This window comes from Syntrophotaleaceae bacterium (assembly GCA_041390365.1).
GTDB lineage: Bacteria > Desulfobacterota > Desulfuromonadia > Desulfuromonadales > Syntrophotaleaceae > JAWKQB01.
Map to the genome: position 1 here is coordinate 1 of JAWKQB010000005.1, position 21,030 is coordinate 21,030.

General features: G+C 53.2%; 21 protein-coding genes. 8 read left to right on the top strand and 13 right to left on the bottom strand.

The annotated features are described in order from the left end of the window. The 13 genes from R2940_18065 to R2940_18125 form a co-directional block, all read right to left on the bottom strand. A partial coding sequence (locus R2940_18065) for a CHC2 zinc finger domain-containing protein (GenBank protein MEZ4601700.1) occupies positions 1-2,780 on the bottom strand: 2,780 nt, incomplete at its 3' end. 2 nt (positions 2,781-2,782) lie between these two features. Further along, entirely contained in the window at positions 2,783-5,005 is a 2,223-nt protein-coding gene (locus R2940_18070) for an AAA family ATPase (GenBank protein MEZ4601701.1), read from the bottom strand. Next, complete coding sequence (locus R2940_18075; protein MEZ4601702.1) at positions 4,960-5,430, bottom strand: ERCC4 domain-containing protein; 471 nt, start codon at positions 5,428-5,430, stop codon at positions 4,960-4,962. Before R2940_18075 ends, R2940_18070 begins: the two co-directional genes overlap by 46 nt. An 8-nt stretch (positions 5,431-5,438) precedes the next feature. Continuing rightward, positions 5,439-5,912: a DUF669 domain-containing protein gene (locus tag R2940_18080; GenBank protein ID MEZ4601703.1), complete on the bottom strand. Its 474-nt coding sequence runs from the start codon at positions 5,910-5,912 to the stop codon at positions 5,439-5,441. Positions 5,913-5,917: 5 nt separating this feature from the next. After that, positions 5,918-6,688, bottom strand: a complete 771-nt coding sequence (locus R2940_18085; protein ID MEZ4601704.1) for an ATP-binding protein — start codon at positions 6,686-6,688, stop codon at positions 5,918-5,920. A gap of 25 nt (positions 6,689-6,713) precedes the next feature. After that, positions 6,714-7,730: a PD-(D/E)XK nuclease family protein gene (locus R2940_18090; GenBank protein ID MEZ4601705.1), complete on the bottom strand. Its 1,017-nt coding sequence runs from the start codon at positions 7,728-7,730 to the stop codon at positions 6,714-6,716. Beyond that, entirely contained in the window at positions 7,727-8,047 is a 321-nt protein-coding gene (locus R2940_18095; protein MEZ4601706.1) for a hypothetical protein, read from the bottom strand. The genes R2940_18090 and R2940_18095 overlap by 4 nt, the downstream gene beginning before the upstream one ends. Positions 8,048-8,155: 108 nt before the next feature. Then, a complete protein-coding gene (locus tag R2940_18100) occupies positions 8,156-8,740 on the bottom strand; it encodes a sigma-70 family RNA polymerase sigma factor (protein MEZ4601707.1) in 585 nt (194 codons plus the stop codon). 215 nt (positions 8,741-8,955) lie between these two features. Further along, complete coding sequence (locus R2940_18105) at positions 8,956-9,282, bottom strand: hypothetical protein (protein MEZ4601708.1); 327 nt, start codon at positions 9,280-9,282, stop codon at positions 8,956-8,958. 327 nt (positions 9,283-9,609) lie between these two features. Next, positions 9,610-10,029 carry a hypothetical protein gene (locus tag R2940_18110; protein ID MEZ4601709.1) on the bottom strand — a complete coding sequence of 140 codons (420 nt, stop codon included), beginning with the start codon at positions 10,027-10,029 and terminating at the stop codon, positions 9,610-9,612. Next, entirely contained in the window at positions 10,029-11,612 is a 1,584-nt protein-coding gene (locus R2940_18115) for a recombinase family protein (GenBank protein MEZ4601710.1), read from the bottom strand. The genes R2940_18110 and R2940_18115 overlap by 1 nt, the downstream gene beginning before the upstream one ends. Beyond that, positions 11,605-12,111, bottom strand: a complete 507-nt coding sequence (locus tag R2940_18120; protein ID MEZ4601711.1) for a DUF2924 domain-containing protein — start codon at positions 12,109-12,111, stop codon at positions 11,605-11,607. The genes R2940_18115 and R2940_18120 overlap by 8 nt, the downstream gene beginning before the upstream one ends. A 20-nt stretch (positions 12,112-12,131) precedes the next feature. Then, on the bottom strand, positions 12,132-12,479 hold the full coding sequence (locus R2940_18125; protein MEZ4601712.1) for a hypothetical protein: 348 nt from the start codon (positions 12,477-12,479) through the stop codon (positions 12,132-12,134). 229 nt (positions 12,480-12,708) lie between these two features. Here R2940_18125 and R2940_18130 point away from each other — a divergent pair, with 229 nt between their 5' ends. The 8 genes from R2940_18130 to R2940_18165 all read left to right on the top strand — a co-directional run bounded on the left by R2940_18130 (position 12,709) and on the right by R2940_18165 (position 20,705). Then, positions 12,709-13,551, top strand: a complete 843-nt coding sequence (locus R2940_18130; GenBank protein ID MEZ4601713.1) for a penicillin-binding transpeptidase domain-containing protein — start codon at positions 12,709-12,711, stop codon at positions 13,549-13,551. Between the two features lie 25 nt (positions 13,552-13,576). Next, a complete protein-coding gene (gene lexA / locus R2940_18135) occupies positions 13,577-14,200 on the top strand; it encodes a transcriptional repressor LexA (protein MEZ4601714.1) in 624 nt (207 codons plus the stop codon). Beyond that, positions 14,169-15,416, top strand: a complete 1,248-nt coding sequence (locus R2940_18140) for a hypothetical protein (protein MEZ4601715.1) — start codon at positions 14,169-14,171, stop codon at positions 15,414-15,416. The genes lexA and R2940_18140 overlap by 32 nt, the downstream gene beginning before the upstream one ends. Then, positions 15,409-16,506 carry a hypothetical protein gene (locus R2940_18145; protein MEZ4601716.1) on the top strand — a complete coding sequence of 366 codons (1,098 nt, stop codon included), beginning with the start codon at positions 15,409-15,411 and terminating at the stop codon, positions 16,504-16,506. Before R2940_18140 ends, R2940_18145 begins: the two co-directional genes overlap by 8 nt. Further along, positions 16,499-17,080 carry a hypothetical protein gene (locus R2940_18150; GenBank protein ID MEZ4601717.1) on the top strand — a complete coding sequence of 194 codons (582 nt, stop codon included), beginning with the start codon at positions 16,499-16,501 and terminating at the stop codon, positions 17,078-17,080. Before R2940_18145 ends, R2940_18150 begins: the two co-directional genes overlap by 8 nt. Before the next feature lie 359 nt (positions 17,081-17,439). After that, a complete protein-coding gene (locus tag R2940_18155) occupies positions 17,440-17,754 on the top strand; it encodes a PhoH family protein (protein MEZ4601718.1) in 315 nt (104 codons plus the stop codon). A gap of 33 nt (positions 17,755-17,787) precedes the next feature. Then, a complete protein-coding gene (locus R2940_18160) occupies positions 17,788-18,477 on the top strand; it encodes a hypothetical protein (GenBank protein ID MEZ4601719.1) in 690 nt (229 codons plus the stop codon). A gap of 287 nt (positions 18,478-18,764) precedes the next feature. Beyond that, entirely contained in the window at positions 18,765-20,705 is a 1,941-nt protein-coding gene (locus R2940_18165) for a pyruvate kinase (GenBank protein MEZ4601720.1), read from the top strand. Positions 20,706-21,030: the final 325 nt, after the last annotated feature.

Consider the following 21,030-nt stretch of genomic DNA (forward strand, 5'->3'; position numbering starts at 1 on the left):
CCATGGGTCGGCATGGTTCGGTGCAGCAGACGCATGACCTGTTTCTGGGCTCCATCCCGGATCATCGCCAGAACATGACTGGTTCGCTTCATGATGGCCGAGATGATCAGGTCCCGGTTCTGCTGGATAGCGGAGATGACCTCCGATTCCAGAAAGCAGTCGCTGGCCTGGTTGGCGAGGTCGAAGTTGATGACGAAGGACCTCGACAGTATCTCGGAAAGCTCCCCGCACAGCGGCTCGATGCCGGTGGTATTCAGCAGACATTTGGTCCGCTCGGTTACGGTTTCGCTGTCCGTGCCGCTCTTGCGTTTCTCTTTGGCAATGCCGGTGATGCTGGTCAGCATGAACGTGGTCAGGTCCTCGGTCATCTGCTTGACCTCGATGTTGTCGAGGACGATAAGCGGGTTCTGGGAACCGTCTGTATAGTTGGCCGCATCGGTGGCTTTCTTGTGCTGGGGCTCACCGTAAAGCAGCGCCGAAATCAGCTTGCTGGCGGTGGTCTTGCCCGAACCGGCCGATCCTTCAAAACGGGTCATGGGCCGGGTTCCCGAGAAATCGATCAGCAGAAAACAGGTCAGCCAGGACAGAATCAAAAAGCGGTCTCCCTGTGAACAGGTCATATTGTTGATCAGAAGATCGACCAGCAGCTTGTCGGCTTCCTCCGGCGAGGCTTCCTTCAGAAATTTCAACGGCTTCATCTTGCGGGAACCATCGAGAATAATCCCATCGGCGTTCCCACCGTTCTTCAGAATCTCGATGCCATCGGGAGTGATCCGGGCAATTTCATGGTCCTGATTGTTCAGGTTGAAGTAGACCGTAAAATTGGAAATGTCCGAGTGCAGCCACGAGAAATGATCGCGCACCTGACCGCGAATCATTGCCAGACTGGGCAATACCTCGAAAAAGGTACGGCCGCCGTTGGACGTCGGAACCATACCGGTGTGCTTGTAGAGCATGGCCGCATACTGTCTTTTCCGTCCACGATCGGGTGAATCCATCCAGTAGATGGAGTTGTCGAAATACATAAACGGCTCACCGGTCTGGGTGTGGAAAAACTGGGCTCCGTTGGCGGTAAACCAGTCATAGGCCGCTTCGGCTGCGGCGGTGTAATCCGGAGCACCGTTTTCCAGCTCCGTATCGATCAGCACCTCATCGACCCGGGCGCGACAGGAACCGGGCGGTGATCCGCTCAGGCGTTTGGCTTTCTTCTTTTCCTTCTTGGCGCTGTCCCGTCGGTTCTGCTGAACAGATCGCACCTGTTCCTTGAGGGTCGCCATTGGAACCGCTTTACCCAGCCGTTCCTGCACCAGTTTCAGCAGACGGCTTTGCTCCAGAGGTGAATGAGCCGAAATTTCGGCCAGAACCGGCTCGAGCTGGCGGTTTCTCTCTTCCTCCGGGGCATCCTCGGGCAGACTTTGAATGCCGAACTCCACCGGCGTACAGGCCGCAGAAAGCAGCCCCTCAAATTCAGCTTTACCATTGCCGGATGCAAAGAAGTCGTTCACATCGATCTTGGCGTTGGCCAACAGCGTTTCAGCCTCCCGAATATCCTCGGCAGAGTGGCCGTCGAGTAATTTGGCCAGCTCCCGGGGACCGACGGCCGCCGTCAGGTTGAACCGTCGCGAAAGTTCCTGCCGAGCCTGCTGCTGGGGCTCATTCAGAGGAATGGTAACCAGCTTCGTATCAATCTTGTGTTCGGCCAGCGTGCGAGCAGTCTGCAAGGCTCCCTTGAGCCCGGCCTCCGAGATTTCATTGTCCTGACAGATATAGACGGTCTTGAGTCCGCGCATCTTCGGAACCAGACGTTCCCAGTCTGCGGCCCTGATTCTTACCGTTACAGGTGAGAGCGCGGGAAATCCCTGCTGCATCAGAGCGATGCAATCGGTCACACCTTCGGTAATGATGATGTGATCGGGCTTGCCCAGCAGGCAGTCTTCATTGAACAGCACCGCATTGTTGATGAAGCGGGCGACATAAGGACGCTGATGCTCATCGTGAACCGGCAGCTTCTTGTACTTTCCCTGTTCCCAGTTCACGTCCGGTGTCCACGGTGTCTTGCGGCCGATCATGAACACCACACGGCCACGACTCCAGTATGGAAAGATGATGCGTTTCTCAAAAAACGGATTCAACCCATCCTGACTGGTCGGGCGAAAGGCCCCTGTAGCGGAAAGCTCCCGTTTGCTGAAACCATGTTCGCCGGAGCGCAGAGCTGAAATGATACCGGATTCATTGTCGGCAAAACCAATCAGCAGGTCGTCGATGGTCTCATCGCTGATGGCGTACTTCTCCTTCAGCCAGGTCAGCGCTTCCTGATTTTCCTTGAGCCGCTGGTGATAGTAGCGGGCCAGTTCGGTAAGGGCATCTTTGACCCGAATCTCAAACGATCGATCATTTTCCGTCTGCTCCAAGCGTTCCTGCGTGAGGCCATAACGCGACAGTGGCGGCATCCCGGCTTTGCCAGCGAGGAAATCACGGGCCTGCCGATGGCTGTCGGGCATGGGACCGGATTGACCGGCCGTAACCGTTCCCGATTGAACAAACTCGACGAGCTGGAGGACATCTCCGCCCACACCGCAGCCGAAGCAATACCAACCCTGTTTGTCGAGCATCACATGGAGCGAGCGTCGGGACTGGCTCTGATGGTGCGGACAATCGCACTGGAGACGCTGCCGGGATTCCTGTGTGATCCTTCCTGCCAGAAGATCCCTTGCCACATCTCCGATATCGAGTTCGGTTATCAGGCGGTAATATTCTCTGACATTATCTGAACCGCCCATGCTCATAATGCCCCCGCACAAGCTGACTGCTTTTCAGGGCAATTCACATTGTTCAAGAGAATGGATAGAAAGGTCTTGCGGTCATCCACCTGACATTTCTTGGCGCAATTGCGGATGCCCCAGCGGTCACCGAGTACAATCGCAGTCTTGCGGGCACGGGTGACACCGGTGTACAGCAGGTTGCGATGATGCATAAAGGAATGAGCCTTGTGGACCACCACGACAGCGCATGGAAATTCCGATCCCTGGGTTTTGTGGATTGTCAGCGCATAGGCCAGCTGGATGTCCTGAAGGTTCGGCGATCCTTTTTCGATCTCAACCGCCACACCCTCGAAATCAATCAGCAGCGTGCCGTTGGGCAAAACATCGATCACATGGCCGATGGCACCATTCATCACGTTCAGGTCATAGTTGTTGCGGGTCTGAATGACCTTGTCGTGTTTCAAAAATGGCGACCGGCGGCCGGGCTGTGTTTCCGGAACATTCACATTCCAGAGACGCTTCTGGATAAGCCGCTGCAGGTCTTCATTGAGTGATTTGGTTCCCAGCGGCCCCTTGTGCGTCGGAGTCAACACCTGCACATCCTTGATCAGATCAAAGCCAAGGGCATCGAGCCGCTTGTCAAAGAGGTCCAGCAGGAAATTGCGGGCGGCACCCGGGTCGGTGAACTGATCCGCCAGATACCAATCCCGGCATCCCTGTGTGCTTGCCTCGCTGGTCTTTCTGACTTCTCCTTTGAGAATAGCGGTGCTGTTTTCCTTCAGCACACCGGCTTGCCTGACCACCTTATCCAGAATGACCGTGGGGATGGCATTTGAGTGAATCAGATCCCGAAGGATATTTCCCGGTCCGACCGGCGGCAGCTGGTTGTGGTCTCCCACAATGACAATGGCCGTTCTGGCAAAGTCGACCGCATTGAAAAGGTGCCACGCCAACGGAACATCCACCATGGAAAATTCATCGATGATAAGCATGTCGGCGTCGATAGGATTGTTGCTGTCCTTGGAAAAGGACTTGCCGTCATAGCCAAGCAGGCGATGGATGGTGGTTCCGGTGCGACCGCTCACTTCCTCGAGTCTCTTGGCCGCTTTGCCTGTCGGGGCGGACAGCACCACCTCCAGATCGCATTCTTCACATACCGCGTTGATGACCGATACTGTGTAGCTCTTACCCGATCCGGCACCACCGGAGATCAGGCTGATGGAGTGCTGCAAAGCGGAGTGAACCGCATCGAGCTGTTTTTCGTTGAGCGTTTCCGCCTGACGAAGAATCAGCTTCTGTAGATTGCGGGTCGATTTGAAATGAGGGTTCGAGGCATCCGCCTTGGTGAAAATGGTGGCGATGTCCTTTTCCATTTTCAGGATATCGGAAAGCGCCACCAGAAAGCGACCTGCATGGGACTCACAGGAGAGCAGTCTTTCACTGATCAGATTGTCCAGCGATGCTTCGATACGGATGCGGCTGTCCAGATTATCCATCACCAGCAGAAGATTGGCCTGATCAACAAGGTCCTCGTATTCGACCCAGCAGTTTCCCTGATCCAGCGCCTCGTGCATGCAGTACTGGATACCGGCACGGATTCTTGGGGTGTGATCTTTGGGCGTACCCAGTTTGCGGGCAATCTTGTCGACCTTTTTGAAGCCGAATCCACGCAGTTCCCGGATGAGGATGTACGGATCGGCTTTAAGGATTTCCAGACAGTTGCCACCCAGCTTATCGACCAGCGTGGTTACTTGATGGTGGGTTAACCCAAAGGCGGAGAGCCATGCCAGGACGGCATTGACGCTGCGGTTTTTACACCATTCATCCTTGAGACGATTAGCAGCATCGAGGGAGATTCTGGCTTTTGATGCGATGAGCTCCGGGGATTCAATCAGAGTCTCCTCGAATGAATCGCCGAACTCTTCAACGATAAGACGGGCTTTGGCTGGGCCAATCCCTTTGATGTCCGGGTGGTTGGCCAGATAGTGAATCAATCCTTCCGGGTTCAGATCAAGATCGTGCTCCATGGCATCGACCTTGAACTGACGACCATATTTCGGATGGGTGGCCCACGTCCCCAAAAGGACCACGGGCTGATTTTCACGGGCAAACAGGTTTCCGGCAAACTGGATTTCCTCTCCGGTGGCGGTGAGCAAACGGCCTGCGGAAAACTTTGGCCCGGCATAATAAACTCTCTCTATTCTTCCCCGGAGTTTTGCCGGGGAGTTTGTTTTTCTTGGCATTGAGCGAACCTCCGGTGAAAGCGCATTAAAAACTCTTCAACAAACCGGCAGGCTGCCTGACGGTCTGAACAGAAATAAACGGGCACACCGAAGTCGATGATGATGGAGGCAATGGTTCCTATGAGGGCGTTTGGATGAGCGTCGCTCTGGTAGCAGGCCCCGAGAATATCCCGGTAATTGGCCTCAACGACGACACAGGCCGCGTCATAATGCCGGAGCTTTTCCAGCTCCTTGTGAAAACGCTTTCGGCCTCGGATGACAGTGGAAACAAAATCCGCCATGGACTTCCTTTCCACCGCCACCCGGGTCTCGAATCCCTCGATGGAGTAATCTCCCGCCGGGAGGGCCTTGCGGACTGATGCGACTGATTCCGAATCAAATCCGTAAGGCTCCTGTTCCCGGGTATCAACGACAACGGTAACCATGCCCATCCTCAAAACGGAATCATGTCGTCTACATCGTGACCGGTCGACGGTGCGGCGGCGTCTTCATCCGAAAGCACAATCCGGCGGTTGAAGTAGATGTTCTCGAATTCGTTTTTCGTGCGCTTGGTCACCTCGAGCCCGACATCCAGAAGGGTTTCCAGTTTGCCCGGGAGGTCAGAGAGTTTGTCCATCTGCAGGCCGCAGGTATAGAGATCCTGCTTGAGCCATTTCACATTGTCCTTGCTGGCAATGACGTTGTTACGCCACAGCAGACGGCCTTTATGCGTGGGACCCAGAATCTTCAGCGCCCACTTGAGCATGGGATTGCCGGAAGTTTCCGAACGGGTCAGTTCCACACGATCGACCTTGACCTGATATTTCCCGTCGGGAACAGCTTCAAAGTCCTTTTCTTCAACATCCGCAGAAACGAAATCATCGTCGAACTGCGCGAGGTCCATGGTGTCATCGTTATTCCAACTCATTGTCATTACTCCTTAGTTTGAGGTTTAGCCGTTGTGGCTGGCTCCGACTTTGTCCGGGCGGCACTCACCGCTGAACCGGCAGCCGTTTGATTGAAAGCTTTCAGGAAGGTCGGGAAATCCAGAGGGATCATCTCCGGAAGTCGGCCGGTACGGTCTCCGGCGTCGTAATTGGGGCTTGGCTTGGTGCGCATCACCCGCTGATACATGGGCTTGCCGTCGTCACCGGTTTTCATGTCCAGATCACAGAACAGGATCAGGTCCACCAGACCGGTGACCAGCTTGCGGGCCTTGTCCGGCAGGGTCGGCACAATGCGAGTGTGTTTCCCGGTGCGTGTTTCGATGTCACGCTCATGGGAATGGGAAATGAGGATCAGGCCATAAGGCAGAAATGCCAGCTTGTTGAGAACGCGCTGAAACTCATTGTTGATCAGGGCATAGCCTTTGCCGTAGCCAAGATCGGACTCATGCTCGATCTTGAACTTCTTGCAGACATAATCCGCACACATGCGATAAGCGTTATCCACTGTGTCGATGACGATGGTCTTGAAGTCGTGTTTGCCTTCGGCAATTTCGGCACACGCCTGCAGAAGGTCATCCCAGCAGGTAATAGGCGCTTCGAACACTTCGAGGGCGTTCAGGCCCGGTTCCGTGGCCAGAAACAGGGCGTTCTCAGCATGGGAGCACCACGTGCTCTTGCCGATTTTGCTTGGACCGTAGACCAGTGCGGTCAGGTCGTTCAGGTGTGCTTTCGGTTTGGTTTTGCTTTTTGGAAGCATGATTTATCTCCTTGTATGGTTTGGGTTAAAAAACAGGGGCAGCGTCTTCACTTGCTCCATCCCGCAGCTCTTCGTGCGGGAGCACCCGTTGGTAATGGTTTTCAATGACGTTGGGGTTCTCACCGCTCCGGCACAGCGGGAAGTAGGGACAGGCGCGTCCATACTGAAAACAGAAGGCCGTATTGCGGTAGAAGGTGTTGCGGCGGCGGGCATCCAGCATGGCTTTGGATAGTTCCCAAAGCTCACTGCGCAGCTCGTCGAATTGATCGCGGGAGATGTAGAGCACCTCCCGGTGAAACATGCCGGGCTCGAGGTATTTGTCTTTGAGGCGCTGCTGGAAGGCATCATCCGGCTCGGGCATCTTGCGCTTGGCGCTGCTCTTGCCGGTTTTGGATTTGGCGATCAGCTCGGCACGTCGGGTTTCAAACTCAGCTTCCGTTTCACCTTTGCTCTGGCGCAGTTTGGCTTTGACCAGCACGTTGTAGATGATGCCGGAGATACGGATGCCGAGAGTCTGCTCCAGATACCACGCATAAATGATGATCTGGAAATCAGTCCAAAGCCGTTCCAGATAACCGGCATCGATTTGTGAGGCGGTCTTGTGCTCCAGCAGGAAGTATTGACCATCCTGCTTGACCAGACCGTCCACCTTGCCAGCCAGCACGAAACTTCTCGATGCGGCGTTGGTATCCGGATTGACGATGGGGCCTTCGAAGTTTTTCTCCAGAGCGACCACGTCAAAGTCCTCGACGGGATACTGCTCCGAGTATGAACTCATCATGGCGGTGGCCAGATGCCAGTCCGCGAGCTGATGATCATCCTGTGCCCGGTTGGCATAGACCTGATCGATGTGTTCGAGAACCTTTTCGAGTTCCCGCTGGCCATGCCAGATTTCAAGACAGTCGTGAATGACTGATCCGAAAGCCAGGTTGTGATCCCGCTCCAGAGGAACAAGGTCCCTCAGGTAGCGGTATTCACAAGCCTTGCGGCAATTGCGGAAGAGCCGCCACATGGAATACGTGGTGGTCATCAATTCGCTCATACCGCCACCTCCATGGCTGAAGGTGCCTTTGCATTGCAGGCGCATCCGCCACTGGCGGGCTCACGGTCGATCATTACCGCTCGTTCGCCATACTCCTTGGTGGCGAATCCGGTAAAGATGCTCGCCAGATCACCGCCGACCTTGGTCGCTGCGTCGATAAAGCAGGTGCGGTTCTGCTTATCCAGATTGAAGCGGGATTCCATCCTCACTCTGGAGTGTCCATACATGCTTTCCACAGCCAGCAACGCCAGCATGAAGGTATCTTCCAAGTCCTGAGCCGGGACCGACTGATCAAAGCGATACTTGTAAGTTTCCATTGTTAATCTCCTGTTGTTTCTCAGGTTTTCTGTTTACCGAGGCCCCGGTCGTCCGCTTCATGCGGCACGATGCTTACTTACCGGAACCCCGGGCGATGCGTCGGTCGATCAGAGGTATTCTTCCAATCCGCCATCCCGGAATGCGTCCCGCAGCTTGGTCAGTTTTCCGTAGAGGGTGCTGCGCGGAACGCCCATCTCCCTTGCGATTTCAGCCATGTTGCTCGACTGCAGTTTTTCGCAGAGGTCCTGCAGGTCTTCCGGCAGTGCGGCAATGACCCGTTCGAGATCGAAGCGGATGTCGTTCTGCCGTTGCTCGTTGGTATCCCGGCCGTGATGTCCCATCTGTCCATCACTGCAGACCTGCTCGATACGCTCGGCGGAATCGTTATCTCCGCCCGGAATGGGATCGTTGAGAGAGGCGGTGCATTTGCGCCAGTCCCGGCATTGCGCGAAGCGTGCTTCCAGAATGGTCGAGATCCGCCGCTCAACAATGCGGGTCATGAAGGTTGTCTTTTTGCCTTTGGCCGGGTTGAAGTGCTTCATCCTGCCCAGCAGATCGATCATCAGTTCCTGCTCGAGATCCTGCCGATCGTCTTCTGTCAGTCCGGCTTTACCCACCAGTTGTCTTGCCTTGTGCCGAATAAGGTCTGCGGCATAGCCATCGATGCCGTCATAGGAATTTCGATAAAACATTTGGTCCTCCTCGGAGCGAGGAGGAGCACCGCGTGGGTGTCGGCACGGGCCGGAAACAGAGGAAGGAGCTGATCCAACAAGCGGAGCGTCGCAGGTTCGCCTTTTCTGCCACCTGCCGTGCTGATAAACACACGGTCAGGTTTGGCTCGGCGACACCCACAACAGCCTCCGCCTTGCGTCCAGCTTGTTGTCGAAGTGTCTAAATTCTCAGTTTGTTATGCTGCCCGTTCCTCGATGCGGATCAGGAATGGCAGCCCATGCTTGATTTCAAGATGACGGATGATTCCATCACCCATGCCGGTCAGGTGTTCGATGAGAGCGAGCACTTCCTGCTTCAGGATGAAGTCATCCTTGGCCAGCTCCGGACGATTACCGTTCTGGCCGCCCAGTTTGATTTCACGCTCGATAATGGTGTCTGCGGTGAGTTCGGGATTTCCGCCCACAACCGGTATGTTGGAAATGCGCCCGAAGTTGATTTGCTGCATCAGCTCGATGAGCTTTTGCTGCGGTTCGTTTAGTTCTGTCTTCTTGATCTGGTTCATGCCGAACCTCCTTTGTTAAGGACCTCCCGGAAGACAGGTCCGGCATGATTTCTCCGGGTGAGGCCGTGAACGATTTTCTGTTCACCAGACCTGTCACCCTTCTTTGGCGAAATTTCGTTGGGCCACTGAAATTTCACCCGATGCAGATGCGCTGGGATTGGCTAATGCGTTGAATTTGAGGGGGATTTAACAGAATGAGGCGGGGAAATATTTTTTAACTTTTTTTGCCACCCCTCAGTGAAATTTCGTTGAACTCACTCGTCAGGGCATAAAAAAAAAGCCGACACGAAGGTCGGCTGTAGAGGATGATGGTTTGTGGGATTGCGATCAGCAGAATCCAAAGAATGTTCGCTGCTCACTCCAGTCGAGAGGGAATGTTTTCACCAGCTTTGACAGGGACAATCCGCTGGGCTCTTCACCGTTAATGATGGCTTCGACAATGTCCGGGGCGAGCGTGGTCAGTTTCAGGGTTCTGGCCACATAGGATGAGTCCACATCGAGATCCCTTGCCAGCTCACTGATGGACTTTATCTCACCGCTCTCGAGGATGTCCGCCCATGAAAAGGCTCTGGCCAGTGACTGGACTATGGCCGTCTGAACGGTTTCCGGCATGCCCTCATTTTCACCATCCAGTGTATCCGGTGTGAACACCATTTTTCGGCCGCGCATTCTTCGGATGAACATGGGGATATGTATGTGCAGATTCCCGCTGTCCGACAGTTTTATGGTAGGTTTGATCTTCTTCATCAGCTGTTACTCCTTTCCCTGACTTCACAGGCCAGACCGGCCAGTTCGGTGACAAGGTTTGTGAGGCCGTTGGTTTTCAGCTCCATGTCGATTCCTGTCTCCCGTATCTCGATGGTTTCCACCAGAAGCTGGATCAGCCGGTTGCGCTCGAGGGGAAACAGATCCTCCCAGAAGGTTTCCACGCTTTGAAAGGCTTCCGATACATCACCCTCGGAAATCTGCTCTGTATCAATCACCTTCAACCGAGCCGATACATTGGTGAGCTGCTTGGTCAAATCGACGGCCTGCTGGTTGACCAAGGGCAGTCGGCTATTCCGGTCGGGATCGTCGTTGTCGGGCGACATCAGCTTCAAAGCTTCCTGCCTGACGCTCTGCAGGGATTGTTCGAGCTCCTTTTTCTGAACCAGCAGGCGTTCGCGCTCTTCGGCCTCGATCTCTCTGGCGGCAAAGTAGGTCTTGGCCACCAAGGTTGGTGTTCTGAATACCGCTCCCAGCTGATCAAGCACCACCGACTCGATGTCTCCGGCAGGAACCCGCTTCAAGGGGCATCGGCTGACAGCCCGCTTGGTATCCTTTTCACATATATAATAGGAGTAGCGCCGGTCGCCCTTGTTGGTATAGGTGATACCCATGGCGCTGTCGCAGTGGCCGCACCGGATCACTCCGCTCAGGGGCGAGACCATTTTCACCCGGGCCTTGCTCATCTTGGTTCGATTGTTTTCCGAGAGCAGCGCCTGAACCTTGTCCCATGTATTCTGATCAATCAGGGCATCATGCTCCGCCGGATAATTTTTGCCTTTGTAAGCAATCTCTCCGATGTAAAGCCTGTTATTGAGAAGGCGGTAGACCTGAGCCGTGTTCCATTCGGTACCGATCCGCTCCTTGCCTTTCTTGGTGGTCCATGATTTGGTTTTGTATCCCTGTTCGTTCAGCTCCTGCGCCACCTTCTTGGCTGATCCCACCTGCGTGTATCGCCTGAATATGAGTTTTATCAGCGGAGCCTCGCTCTGGTTGATCAGCAGCTTTTTGTTTTCCCGGTCCACATCGTAACCGAGTACCGCAGGTCCTCCGCAGTATTTTCCCCGGCGTTTTGCGGCGGCCACCTTGTCCCGGATACGCTCGCCGATGACCTCACGCTCATACTGAGCAAAGGTGATCAGGATTCCCAGAAACATGCGGCCCGTCGAGTCGGTGGTGCTGAAGTGCTGGGTGACGGATACAAAGCTCACTTCTTTTTCATTGAAGAGCTCGATCATCTTCATGAAGTCCAGCAGGGAGCGAGATAGACGGTCGATCTTGTAAACGACGATGACATCGATCTTACCGGCATCGATATCCGCCAGCAGTCTCTGCAGCGCCGGACGTTCCATTGTGCCGCCGGAAAAGCCGCCGTCATCATATCGGTAAGGGATAGGTTTCCATCCCTGCAGCTTCTGACTTTCGATGTAGGCTTCGGCGGCCTCCCTCTGGGCATCGAGAGAATTGAATTCCTGATCCAGACCTTCCTCGTGGCTTTTCCGCGTATAGATGGCGCAGCGGAGCGTTTTGCGCTGGCCGTTTTGCGTGTTGTTATTGTTAAGCATTCGGACCACCTTCCTTTTTTCTGTGACTGTTCTTCAGGCCGAAAAAGATCTTGCCGTTCCAGCGGGTGCCTGTGATCTCCCTCGCTATGGCGCTCAGTGACCTGAAGATGCGGCCGTCGTACTCAAAGCCGCTTTCCCGGGCGATCACCTCATAGCGCTGGTCGTTCCAGATCCTGACAAATCGGGTGCCCGGCAGGATGGCTTCCTGTGACTTTCGTTCTTCCGGAATCTTGCGGATGACCGTTGCCACCGGATCGGTCTCGGCAACTTTCTTCAGGTGACATTTGGCCTGCTCCGACAGGCCGCCGTAAAAGAGCTCCTGAATCCGGTGCGCCAGCCGTTTAACCAGAAACTGCTTCTTGTACTGGGGTGGCTCGGTTCCATAAAGGTCCAGCCATTTCTCTCTGAGCTGATCAAGGCTCATGTTCTGGAGCGTTGCCAATTGCCTCAACACCGAGGTCTTGGTCGGCTCCGTTTTTTTGTTTTTCAAGTCATTCATTTTCAACTCCTTATATTCGATTACAGGACTCGGTTGTCATGAATGACGCTCTTTCCGGCAGAAGAATCAAGTCCTTCTCCGAAGGTTCCGGAAGAATCTGCAACATTCTTTAAGTTATTGGCATTATTGGCCTTACGATACAGACTCCTAAGTGCGGCAATGGCCAGAATGGCCGCAATGGCATCCAGCCGCTGCTCCGGGTTAATGCTTTCAGCATCCGGCAATTGGTCGTCGGTCAACTGGTTTGAGTAAGGGTTTTCTGGTGCTAATTCCACATCAAGCATAAGGGCCTCCGTTGGGCCGGTGCCGATGAGGGAAGCTGCGGGTGCCAAAAACAAAAGGCGGTTGGGATGCGCATTTTTCAGCACCCACAACCGCCTCTGCCTGGCATCCGGCCAATTGTCTGGTTTCTAACTCATGTCCGAGACGAATCCTCGGGACTTTCGGAGGTTACTTACCGGGAGGGATTTCAATCTGTCGGAAGTTTTATTTATAAGATTTCTTGACCTGATGGATATAAGGTCTTATATTTGTGTGTTATTCGGCCCAAACTGGGGTTGCGATTTATTATCAGTACAAACAAGGAGAAAATGACATATGCCTAAGCATGTTGGCTTTATTGCGTTATGCCTCACAATGATAGTATCAGGTTGCTCTGCTTCAAATCATGTCCAAGAAAAAAGAACAGCAATTAAACTTCAACAGATTCCTGACCAACAACGGCTTCAAGATGCCTTCAAGAGTTCTGAAGGCACCATGGTTATTATTGATGCTCACTCAGAAAAAAGAATTATTTACAACGACTCACTGGCTAGTGAGCAGCGTCCTCCATGCTCTACATTCAAAATCTGGAACTCTCTAATTGGGTTGGAATTGTCCCTTGTAACTTCGGCAGACGAGAGTTTCTATTTGTGGGATGGCAAGAAACGTTTTCTGGATGCCTGGAACAAAGACCTCACATTCAAAGAAGCTTTTCAATCATCATGCGTACCTGCCTTTCAGCAACTGGCAACGAAGATTGGACCAGAAAGAATGCAGGAATGGCTCAACAAAATTCATTACGGCAACCGAGATATTTCTTCGGGCATAGATGTTTTCTGGCTACCTGAAAAAGATCGAAAAACGATTCTAATTTCACCCATCGAACAGGCGCTACAGGTAAAAAAACTTATTAACGGGAAGCTTCCATTTTCAGAAAAGTCAAAGTCAGTTCTCAAAGACGTTATGCAAGTAAAGGAAGGTAAAAACGGTGTTTTATATGGAAAGACCGGCTCTGGAATGAACGAGGAAGGTGTGTTTACCTTGGGGTGGTTTGTCGGTTATGTGGAAAGTGGAGGCAATGTCTTTACTTTTGCATGTCTAACCCAAGGGGAAAATGCAAATGGGCTGCGGGCACGCAAGATCGTTACAGAAATATTTACCAACCAAGGCCTGTTGTAATAACTCCAACTATGAGGAGTACGCTATGGGCAGAAACAGAGAAGACGACATTACGCCGTTGCAGCAGGAAACACTTGATGAAATATGCCGGTACGTTTCAGCCAAAGGGTATCCGCCGACGGTTAAAGAAATGAGCGAAACATTTGGAATCAGTCACGCCAGTGTGCATGACCGGATCAACCAGCTGGTTCGCAAAGGTTATTTGAAAAGAGAGGAAGGTAAGGCTCGCGGTCTGACCGTGACCAAGCATCCTCAGACAAACGCGGTCGCCCTTGTGGCGGTTCCGATTGTCGGCACGGTTGCAGCCGGTCATCCGATTTTCGCTCATGAGAACATCACGGGCGAGGTTCTGGTGGAAGCATCCGTTGTCGGATCAGGTAAGTGCTTTGCCTTGTACACACAGGGCGACAGTATGATCGATGCCGGAATAAATGACGGCGACCTGATCATTGTGAGGCGTCAGCCAATTGCCGAGGACGGTGATATCGTTATTGCTCTGCTTGACGATGAAGCCACGGTCAAAAGGCTGAAAATTGATAATGAGCTCATCGAGCTGGTCCCGGAGAATCCGAGGCTGAAACCGATCAGGGTCAAACCTGAAGATGAATTGAGGATTCTTGGCAAAGTGGTGGGCCGTAAACGAATTTGAGAGAACACTATGTAAGGACAGCTATAAGCTAATAAAACAGGAGAAATTAATGGCAACTTTAAACCTTCGCCGCTTTTCGAAGCCGGAAATGCTCCGGAAGATCGACCGGAGCCATCTGATCACATTTTTTGAGCCCTACACCGAATATCTATCCGGGCGAGGGATAGAGTTGCCATCGGCAGCCGCAGAAAACGGACTGGACTATACAGTCATGAGTAACGTGCTGCTGAACCCGAACACCAGCACACCTCCTGAGATGTCGGAAGCTCTCTATTACATTAACGAGATGTCGACTCCTGAAGGCTTCGACCTGATACAGGAGGCCATTGCCGACACCGAGATCGATGTCAGCATCTCCGAAGATGCCGCTTACGGTGACCTGGCTCTGCAGGTCTGGGTGCAGGACCGCAACATCATCGAGCGACTCCATGCCGAGCAGTTCCTTTTCCGCCCGCGCTCATTTGAGTATTTCAAATGCACCCGTGAAACCATTCCGGATTTCGAAGAACCGAGCGAAGAAACCACTGCCGCCCTCGAAGCGGATCTGGATGAATGGTTTGCCAAGAAACGCCGGGGCCGTGCTTCCAAAGTTTTCATCTATGTGAAAGAGGACTATGTCTGGTTCCTTGTCCGCCATGGGGAGCCATTCACCCGGGAGTCGATCATCAAGGATGGTGAATCCAAAAGCCTGTTCTATCGGCCGGAAAAATATGACGTGCTCGTTTACAGCCCGGAAAATGGTGAGATCCGGATGAACGCCCGCTCCAAGGGTGAAAAAGAACTGTACCGCACGAAGTTTGGCCTGCACCTTTTCGATGACAGCGAGTTTTTCGACGGCAAAAGCAAGTTCACGCTGGAGCCGTTGAGGGAGGCTGGTTCGTCGTCCGTCCTCTGTGATGATGTTGAGGGGATTGATTGGGTGCGCCTGAAGGAGTTCCAGATCTTCCGTGGCGGAACACATAAAGAGATCGAGATCCGCAAAGCCGAGGACATCTTTGCTTCATTGGAAGAGCGAGACCGCACGATTCCCAACGGTGGGCGATTGAGCAAAGCCAGCTTCCAGATCAAGTTTTCCGATTCCAAAACACCGCGAACCGTCACTCTCAGCTCCGGGAACCGGGCTCAGTTCAAACGGGATGATGATGCTGAGATTCTTGAAGAGTGGCTGATCCGCCGTGGATTTATCATCGTTGATTCGGAGGATGACGGTGAGTGAAACCCGGCTGTGGCAATTCTTAGAAGAGCACCCGAGGCAGAATGCCCCGTGGTGTGAATGGCAGGATGAGTTTGGTGGCTGGGATTCCTTCAGTGGGTTTGAGAGGAAATTTCTGCAGCTGACCGATCAGCGTGCATCTGCTGTCAATTGCAGAATCGACTGTGGACAGGGCTGCCCCAGAAAAGTTGTCGAGCATGCCGCCGATGATATTGCTGCGGTGTGTCCTGAGCAGGAAGAGAAGCCATATAGTCTGAACAAGCGGGAGGTGCTGGTCTATACATTGAACCGGTCATCGTTCCACAAAAGCATCTGTACCGGGCTTGGAATCACACGGAATGAAAATTCGCTGGACGGCATTCCCGGTGTTTTCCGTTTGGGGGATTACACACCGACCGCCGGATTCAACTTTCCGGTTTACCTGACCTTCAAGAGTGACCCGGACGAACTTATCGAAAGCGTCAGGAGTATCAGTCTGCTTGGGCAGGACCCTTATGCGCTGATTATTTCAACCCGCAAACAACTGACACCCCGAGCCGAGGATCTCCTGAGCCGGAGTGGTTCAATATGTATCGTGTTGAGCGAGGATTTTTCCATTCAAGCCAATGGCAGCCTGAAAGCTCTCAGGCCCCCAACCGATGTATTTGCAACCTTTCAGGCTGATGTACCTGAACCCGATTCGGGAGGCATGGTCCATTTCGACACGCCTGCCGGTATCAATTGGAGCGGTATCACCATCAAGTTTATTGACGGCCATACCGTTTCCATCCGCACCACAAAATCACACGGCCAGTACAATTACACTCAGATGGGAATGGCTAACACCAGAAATGGTAACCCGACAATTCCTTGGGAACTGCTCAGAGCCTTTGCCGAATCACGCGGTCAGATTGATTGGCAGAGCCAGCATGCGTCCTTCAAGGTCAAAGACCAAAAAACACGCCTGTCAAAAAAGCTGCGTGAGTTTTTCCGGTTGGAAGATGACCCGATTGAATACCTGAAGGAAGAAGGCTGCTACCGATGCCTTTTCACAATCAAGCCTGAGGGGGACGACGATTCAACCTATATCAACGAGGATGCGCTCTATGAATAAAGTCAGACCGTCGGCGGAGCAGGTAGCCATGTATCTGGAGCGATGGGATTCACTGGATAATTATGTACTGCAGGAGAGCAGCCTCAAAAAACTATTCGCTGTGACGTATCCCCGAAATTTCGATATGGATGATGTCCTTATCAAGGTCTGCTCACTGAACGACTTTTACAGCACGAACATCTTTTCACCATTCACCGTTGCCAAGCACATCGTTGATTTGGATATCGATCAACGTCTCGCTAATCGGGATCTGACTCTGGTGAACGACATTGCCGTGGTTAGGGTTAACGGCCAGAAGACCATCAATTTTTATTCGTTTGCCACCAAATACTGCAGCCACCATTTCCCGGAGGACTATCCGATCTATGACAGCTTTGTGGAAAAGATGCTCATGCACTTCAAGCGGGTGGATAAATTCTATAAGTTCAAAAAGGACGACTTGAAGCACTATCCGACATACCATGCTATTTTAATGGAGTTCAGCAGGTTTTATGGGCTGGATGGATTCACACTGAAACAGGTTGATAAGTACCTCTGGCAGGCGGGCAAAGAATACTTTCCCAAGCAATACTGACCGCTGGAAATCAGAATAAATATCACTTCTCGAAACCTGCGAGAGACTTTTGGTTTGTGAAAACGGGTGGTTTGACCCGACCATTTGAGGTCTTAACACAACCGCAAAACACCGTCATTCGGCTAAATGCTTAATCTGAAAGGATATCTGTAACAGGACGCGTGTCGGACCCTGTCCGAACAAAACAGAGAATACCGCCCCAAACAGAGAATGAACGTGGGGAGAATGGAGAGAATCTGGTGGCTGGAGAGAGGTTCCGGAAAGATGTCAAAACAGCCGAAACCCTTTGAATACAAGGGGAAAAAGAAAACCCGTCACCCCAGAGAATCACTCTGGAGAGACGGGTTGTCTTTTTCAAAATGGTGGGTGTTCTGGAAGTCGAACCCCTGACCTACATTCGAGGGCGCTCCATCCCCCGTCAGTTCATTATTGTGGACGAAGCCCAGAATCTTACTCCGCATGAGGTTAAAACAATCATCACCCGGGCCGGCGAGGGAACCAAGGTGGTCCTGACAGGGGACCCGGAACAGATCGACAACCCCTATGTCGACGCTTCCAGCAACGGTCTGACCTATGTGGTGGAGCGATTCAAAAACAGTCCGATCAGCGGCCATATCACTCTGCGAAAAGGGGAAAGATCCCAACTTGCCGAGGCCGCAAGCATCCTTCTCTGAGCTACGAGAATTCAGGGCGTTCAACGAGGTATCATGGATTTGTCTTACCCATCATTCATTCTTTGCCTGGCTCTTGCTGGCCTCTCTCTGACCTTTGCGCCGACATCCTCTTATGCGCTGGAAACGCACCGCTACCTGGAGCATTCGGGCGATGAGAGTCATTATTTCGATTGGATTCTGAGCGGGTCAAAGGACTGTCTGGAACTCCGCGCAGTTGCTTCATTCGAAGAGCACCGGACCATAATGGACAAGGACCTTGCCACCCGGCAATGGTCCTTGTCCAATCCGAAAGAGAAAACTGCCTTGGATGCTCGGCGTGAAGGGGATTACATCGTTCTCAAGGGTCTGTTCAAGGGTGACCCCCTCGACAAGCGGCTTGATATCGACGAGGCCCCCTGGTTCCAGTCCCTCTCCACTTCCCTGCGGGCTTTTCTCGAATCACCCGACCGATCAACCGTATTCTGGACCCTGCGCCCGGATAAACTGACGGCGCTGAAAGTGCGAGCGACGAAAAAAGGGGCGGACCTTCTTGACCTTGGCAACCGAAAAGTCGAAACCCAGAGGATCGAAGTGGGCCTGACCGGTGTCGGCTCCCTTTTCGCTCGGGGCAATTATTGGTTCCGGGCCAGCGATCGCCTTTTCCTTCACTACCAGGGCCCCAGATTGCCGGGCATTCCCTTGACAACCATCACACTTGAACCCCGCCGTGACAGTTATGAATAGAACGATAGCCATATCTGGTCAGAGCAGTCTGCTGAACGGTGCACTACCTGAATCTCATGTTTTTTATTCAAAAGAGAAAAACCCCCGATTTTGGCCACTATTCTCGCCGTATCTTTAGCCGGCTTCCCATTACGTTTTTCTCCTGGATGGTCTAATAATTTCCTAAACAAAAATGGATACGGTCGTAAAGTCAATCTGTTTGAAGTAATCCAATTTAGACTTTACTTGCCTATATTTGACAATCTTATATTTGCGCCGGCAAAGGCAGGAGGGGCACTGTGGCAAAAATGTACGACACCGATCCGGATATGATCGAGATCACCACCCTTGCGGAAAAAGTTGCCGGCTTAAAGGTCGCGGCGGAGAGTCTTGAACAGGAAGCAGGCTCCTTCTTTGAGGTGGCTCCCGGATACCAGGCGAGCAAGGCAAACCTTCTGCACTACCTGGCTTTACGTCGGCAAGACTTGCGATCCATACAGGAGAAGTTGGCCCGATGCGGGCTGTCGTCCCTCGGAAGGGCCGAGCCCCATGTGCTCGCCTCACTGGAGGCGGTGTTGAGAAATCTCCACGCACTAGCCGGATATCCTGCATCAAGCAATACCTCGGGAATCTCCTTCGAGGAGGGAGCCTCACTGCTCGACTGCCATACAGATACCTTGCTGGGCCCGAAGCCGGGACATCGCCGGGTTAGAATCATGGTGACAGTTCCGTCTGAAGCCGCGGAAAATTATCTGCTGGTACGAGATCTTGTGGCCAATGGCATGGATTGCATGCGCATCAACTGCTCTCATAACGACCCGGAGGTGTGGGAAAGGATGATTGTCAACCTCCGCCGCGCCAAGCGGGAACTGGGGAAGAAGTGTCACGTACTCATGGACCTGGCCGGACCCAAGCTGCGTACCGGGCCAGTGGAGTCAGGTGCAAGGGTGGTCAAGATCAGGCCGATTCGCGACCAGTTTGGGCGGGTGGCGGCGCCTGCAAGAATCTGGCTTACCAGGGGAAGAGAGACGGACCTTCCAGATGCGCCGGCAGATGCGGTGCTTCCCGTTCCCTCCCGGTGGCTGACTGGGATTCGGCAGGGGGACACGGTCACTTTCTCCGATGCCCGGGGAAAAAAGAGGGACATCAGAATCACATCAAGGGATTCGAAAGGATGCTGGGGGGAGTTGGAGGATACGACGTATATCGTGCCCGGCACCGAAGTGTTCCGCATCCGACCATCCGCCAAGGAAAAGGAGCCGAAAAAAGGCCGGGTTGGAGAAATTGCCGATCCTGATCCGCATATCCTTCTGAAAAATGGCGATTTTCTGATACTTACCCGCACCATGGTTGCCGGCCACTCCGCCCGATACGACGAGAAAGGGAGGATGCAGTCTCCGGCCAGCATCGGGTGCACACTCCCCGAGGTCTTCTCCAGTGTCAAAGCCGGTGAAAGAATCTGGTTCGATGACGGGAAGATTGGCGGGATCATCCGCGCGGTATCGGAAGATCAGATTCGCGTGGAGATTGTACAGGCGAGAAGCAAGGGGGAGAAGCTCCGGGGGGAAAAAGGTATTAACCTCCCCGACACCCGTCTTGCCGTTTCGGCATTGACCCCGAAGGACCGAAATGACCTTGAATTCATCGTCCGCAATGCCCACATGGTTGGGATGTCCTTCGCCCAGGAAGTCGCTGATGTGAGACAACTGCAGGAATTACTTTCCGAACTTGGGGCGCCGCTTTTGGGAATAGTCCTGAAGATCGAGACGCGGCGGGGCTTCGAGATGCTGCCGGACCTCATTCTCGCTGCAATGAGAAGCGAGGCCGCAGGGGTCATGATCGCACGCGGGGACCTTGCGGTTGAATGCGGCTACCAAAGGCTTGCTGAGGTTCAGGAGGAGATATTATGGCTTTGCGAAGCGGCCCATATGCCCGTCATCTGGGCAACCCAGGTTCTGGAATCGCTTGCCAAAAACGGGATACCGTCCAGGGCCGAGATCACCGACGCGGCCATGAGTGAACGGGCGGAGTGTGTGATGCTCAACAAGGGGCCTTTCATTCTGGAAGCCATGCGCGTGTTGGGCAACATCCTGGAACGGATGGAGGACCATCAGCACAAAAAGATCTCCAAACTTCGCCAGCTCAGATGGTGGCAGCGTGCCTATACCCGCCAGGCTGCCTCCGCTGAACCACAGTCGGGAGCTCTTTTCGCCGGGGTCATCTCTCCGATGCACGTATTTTTCAAATAAATGCCGGACAAACCTTCAAACCGGCTTCGAGCGGTGTTAATACCGAACCAAACAAGGTTAAGAAAGAGCATAGAATTGGAAAATCGAACCTGATGATCTCCTGAAAAACTCCGCCTGAGTGGGAGGCGGGAGGTGTGATACAGTTTTTTAACGACCTGTTAACGAAGAGCTAACATTCATCGTTTAATCTCCCGATACCAAATGCTTCAACCACCAAGTTGCGAGAAGGGGATTGGCCCGACCTTGCTGAAAGGGATCGGGGAACCCGGACGTAGGCGTTCTGCTGCGTGCGGGTTTTTTTGTTCCCTGCGCCGGTCATCCGCCT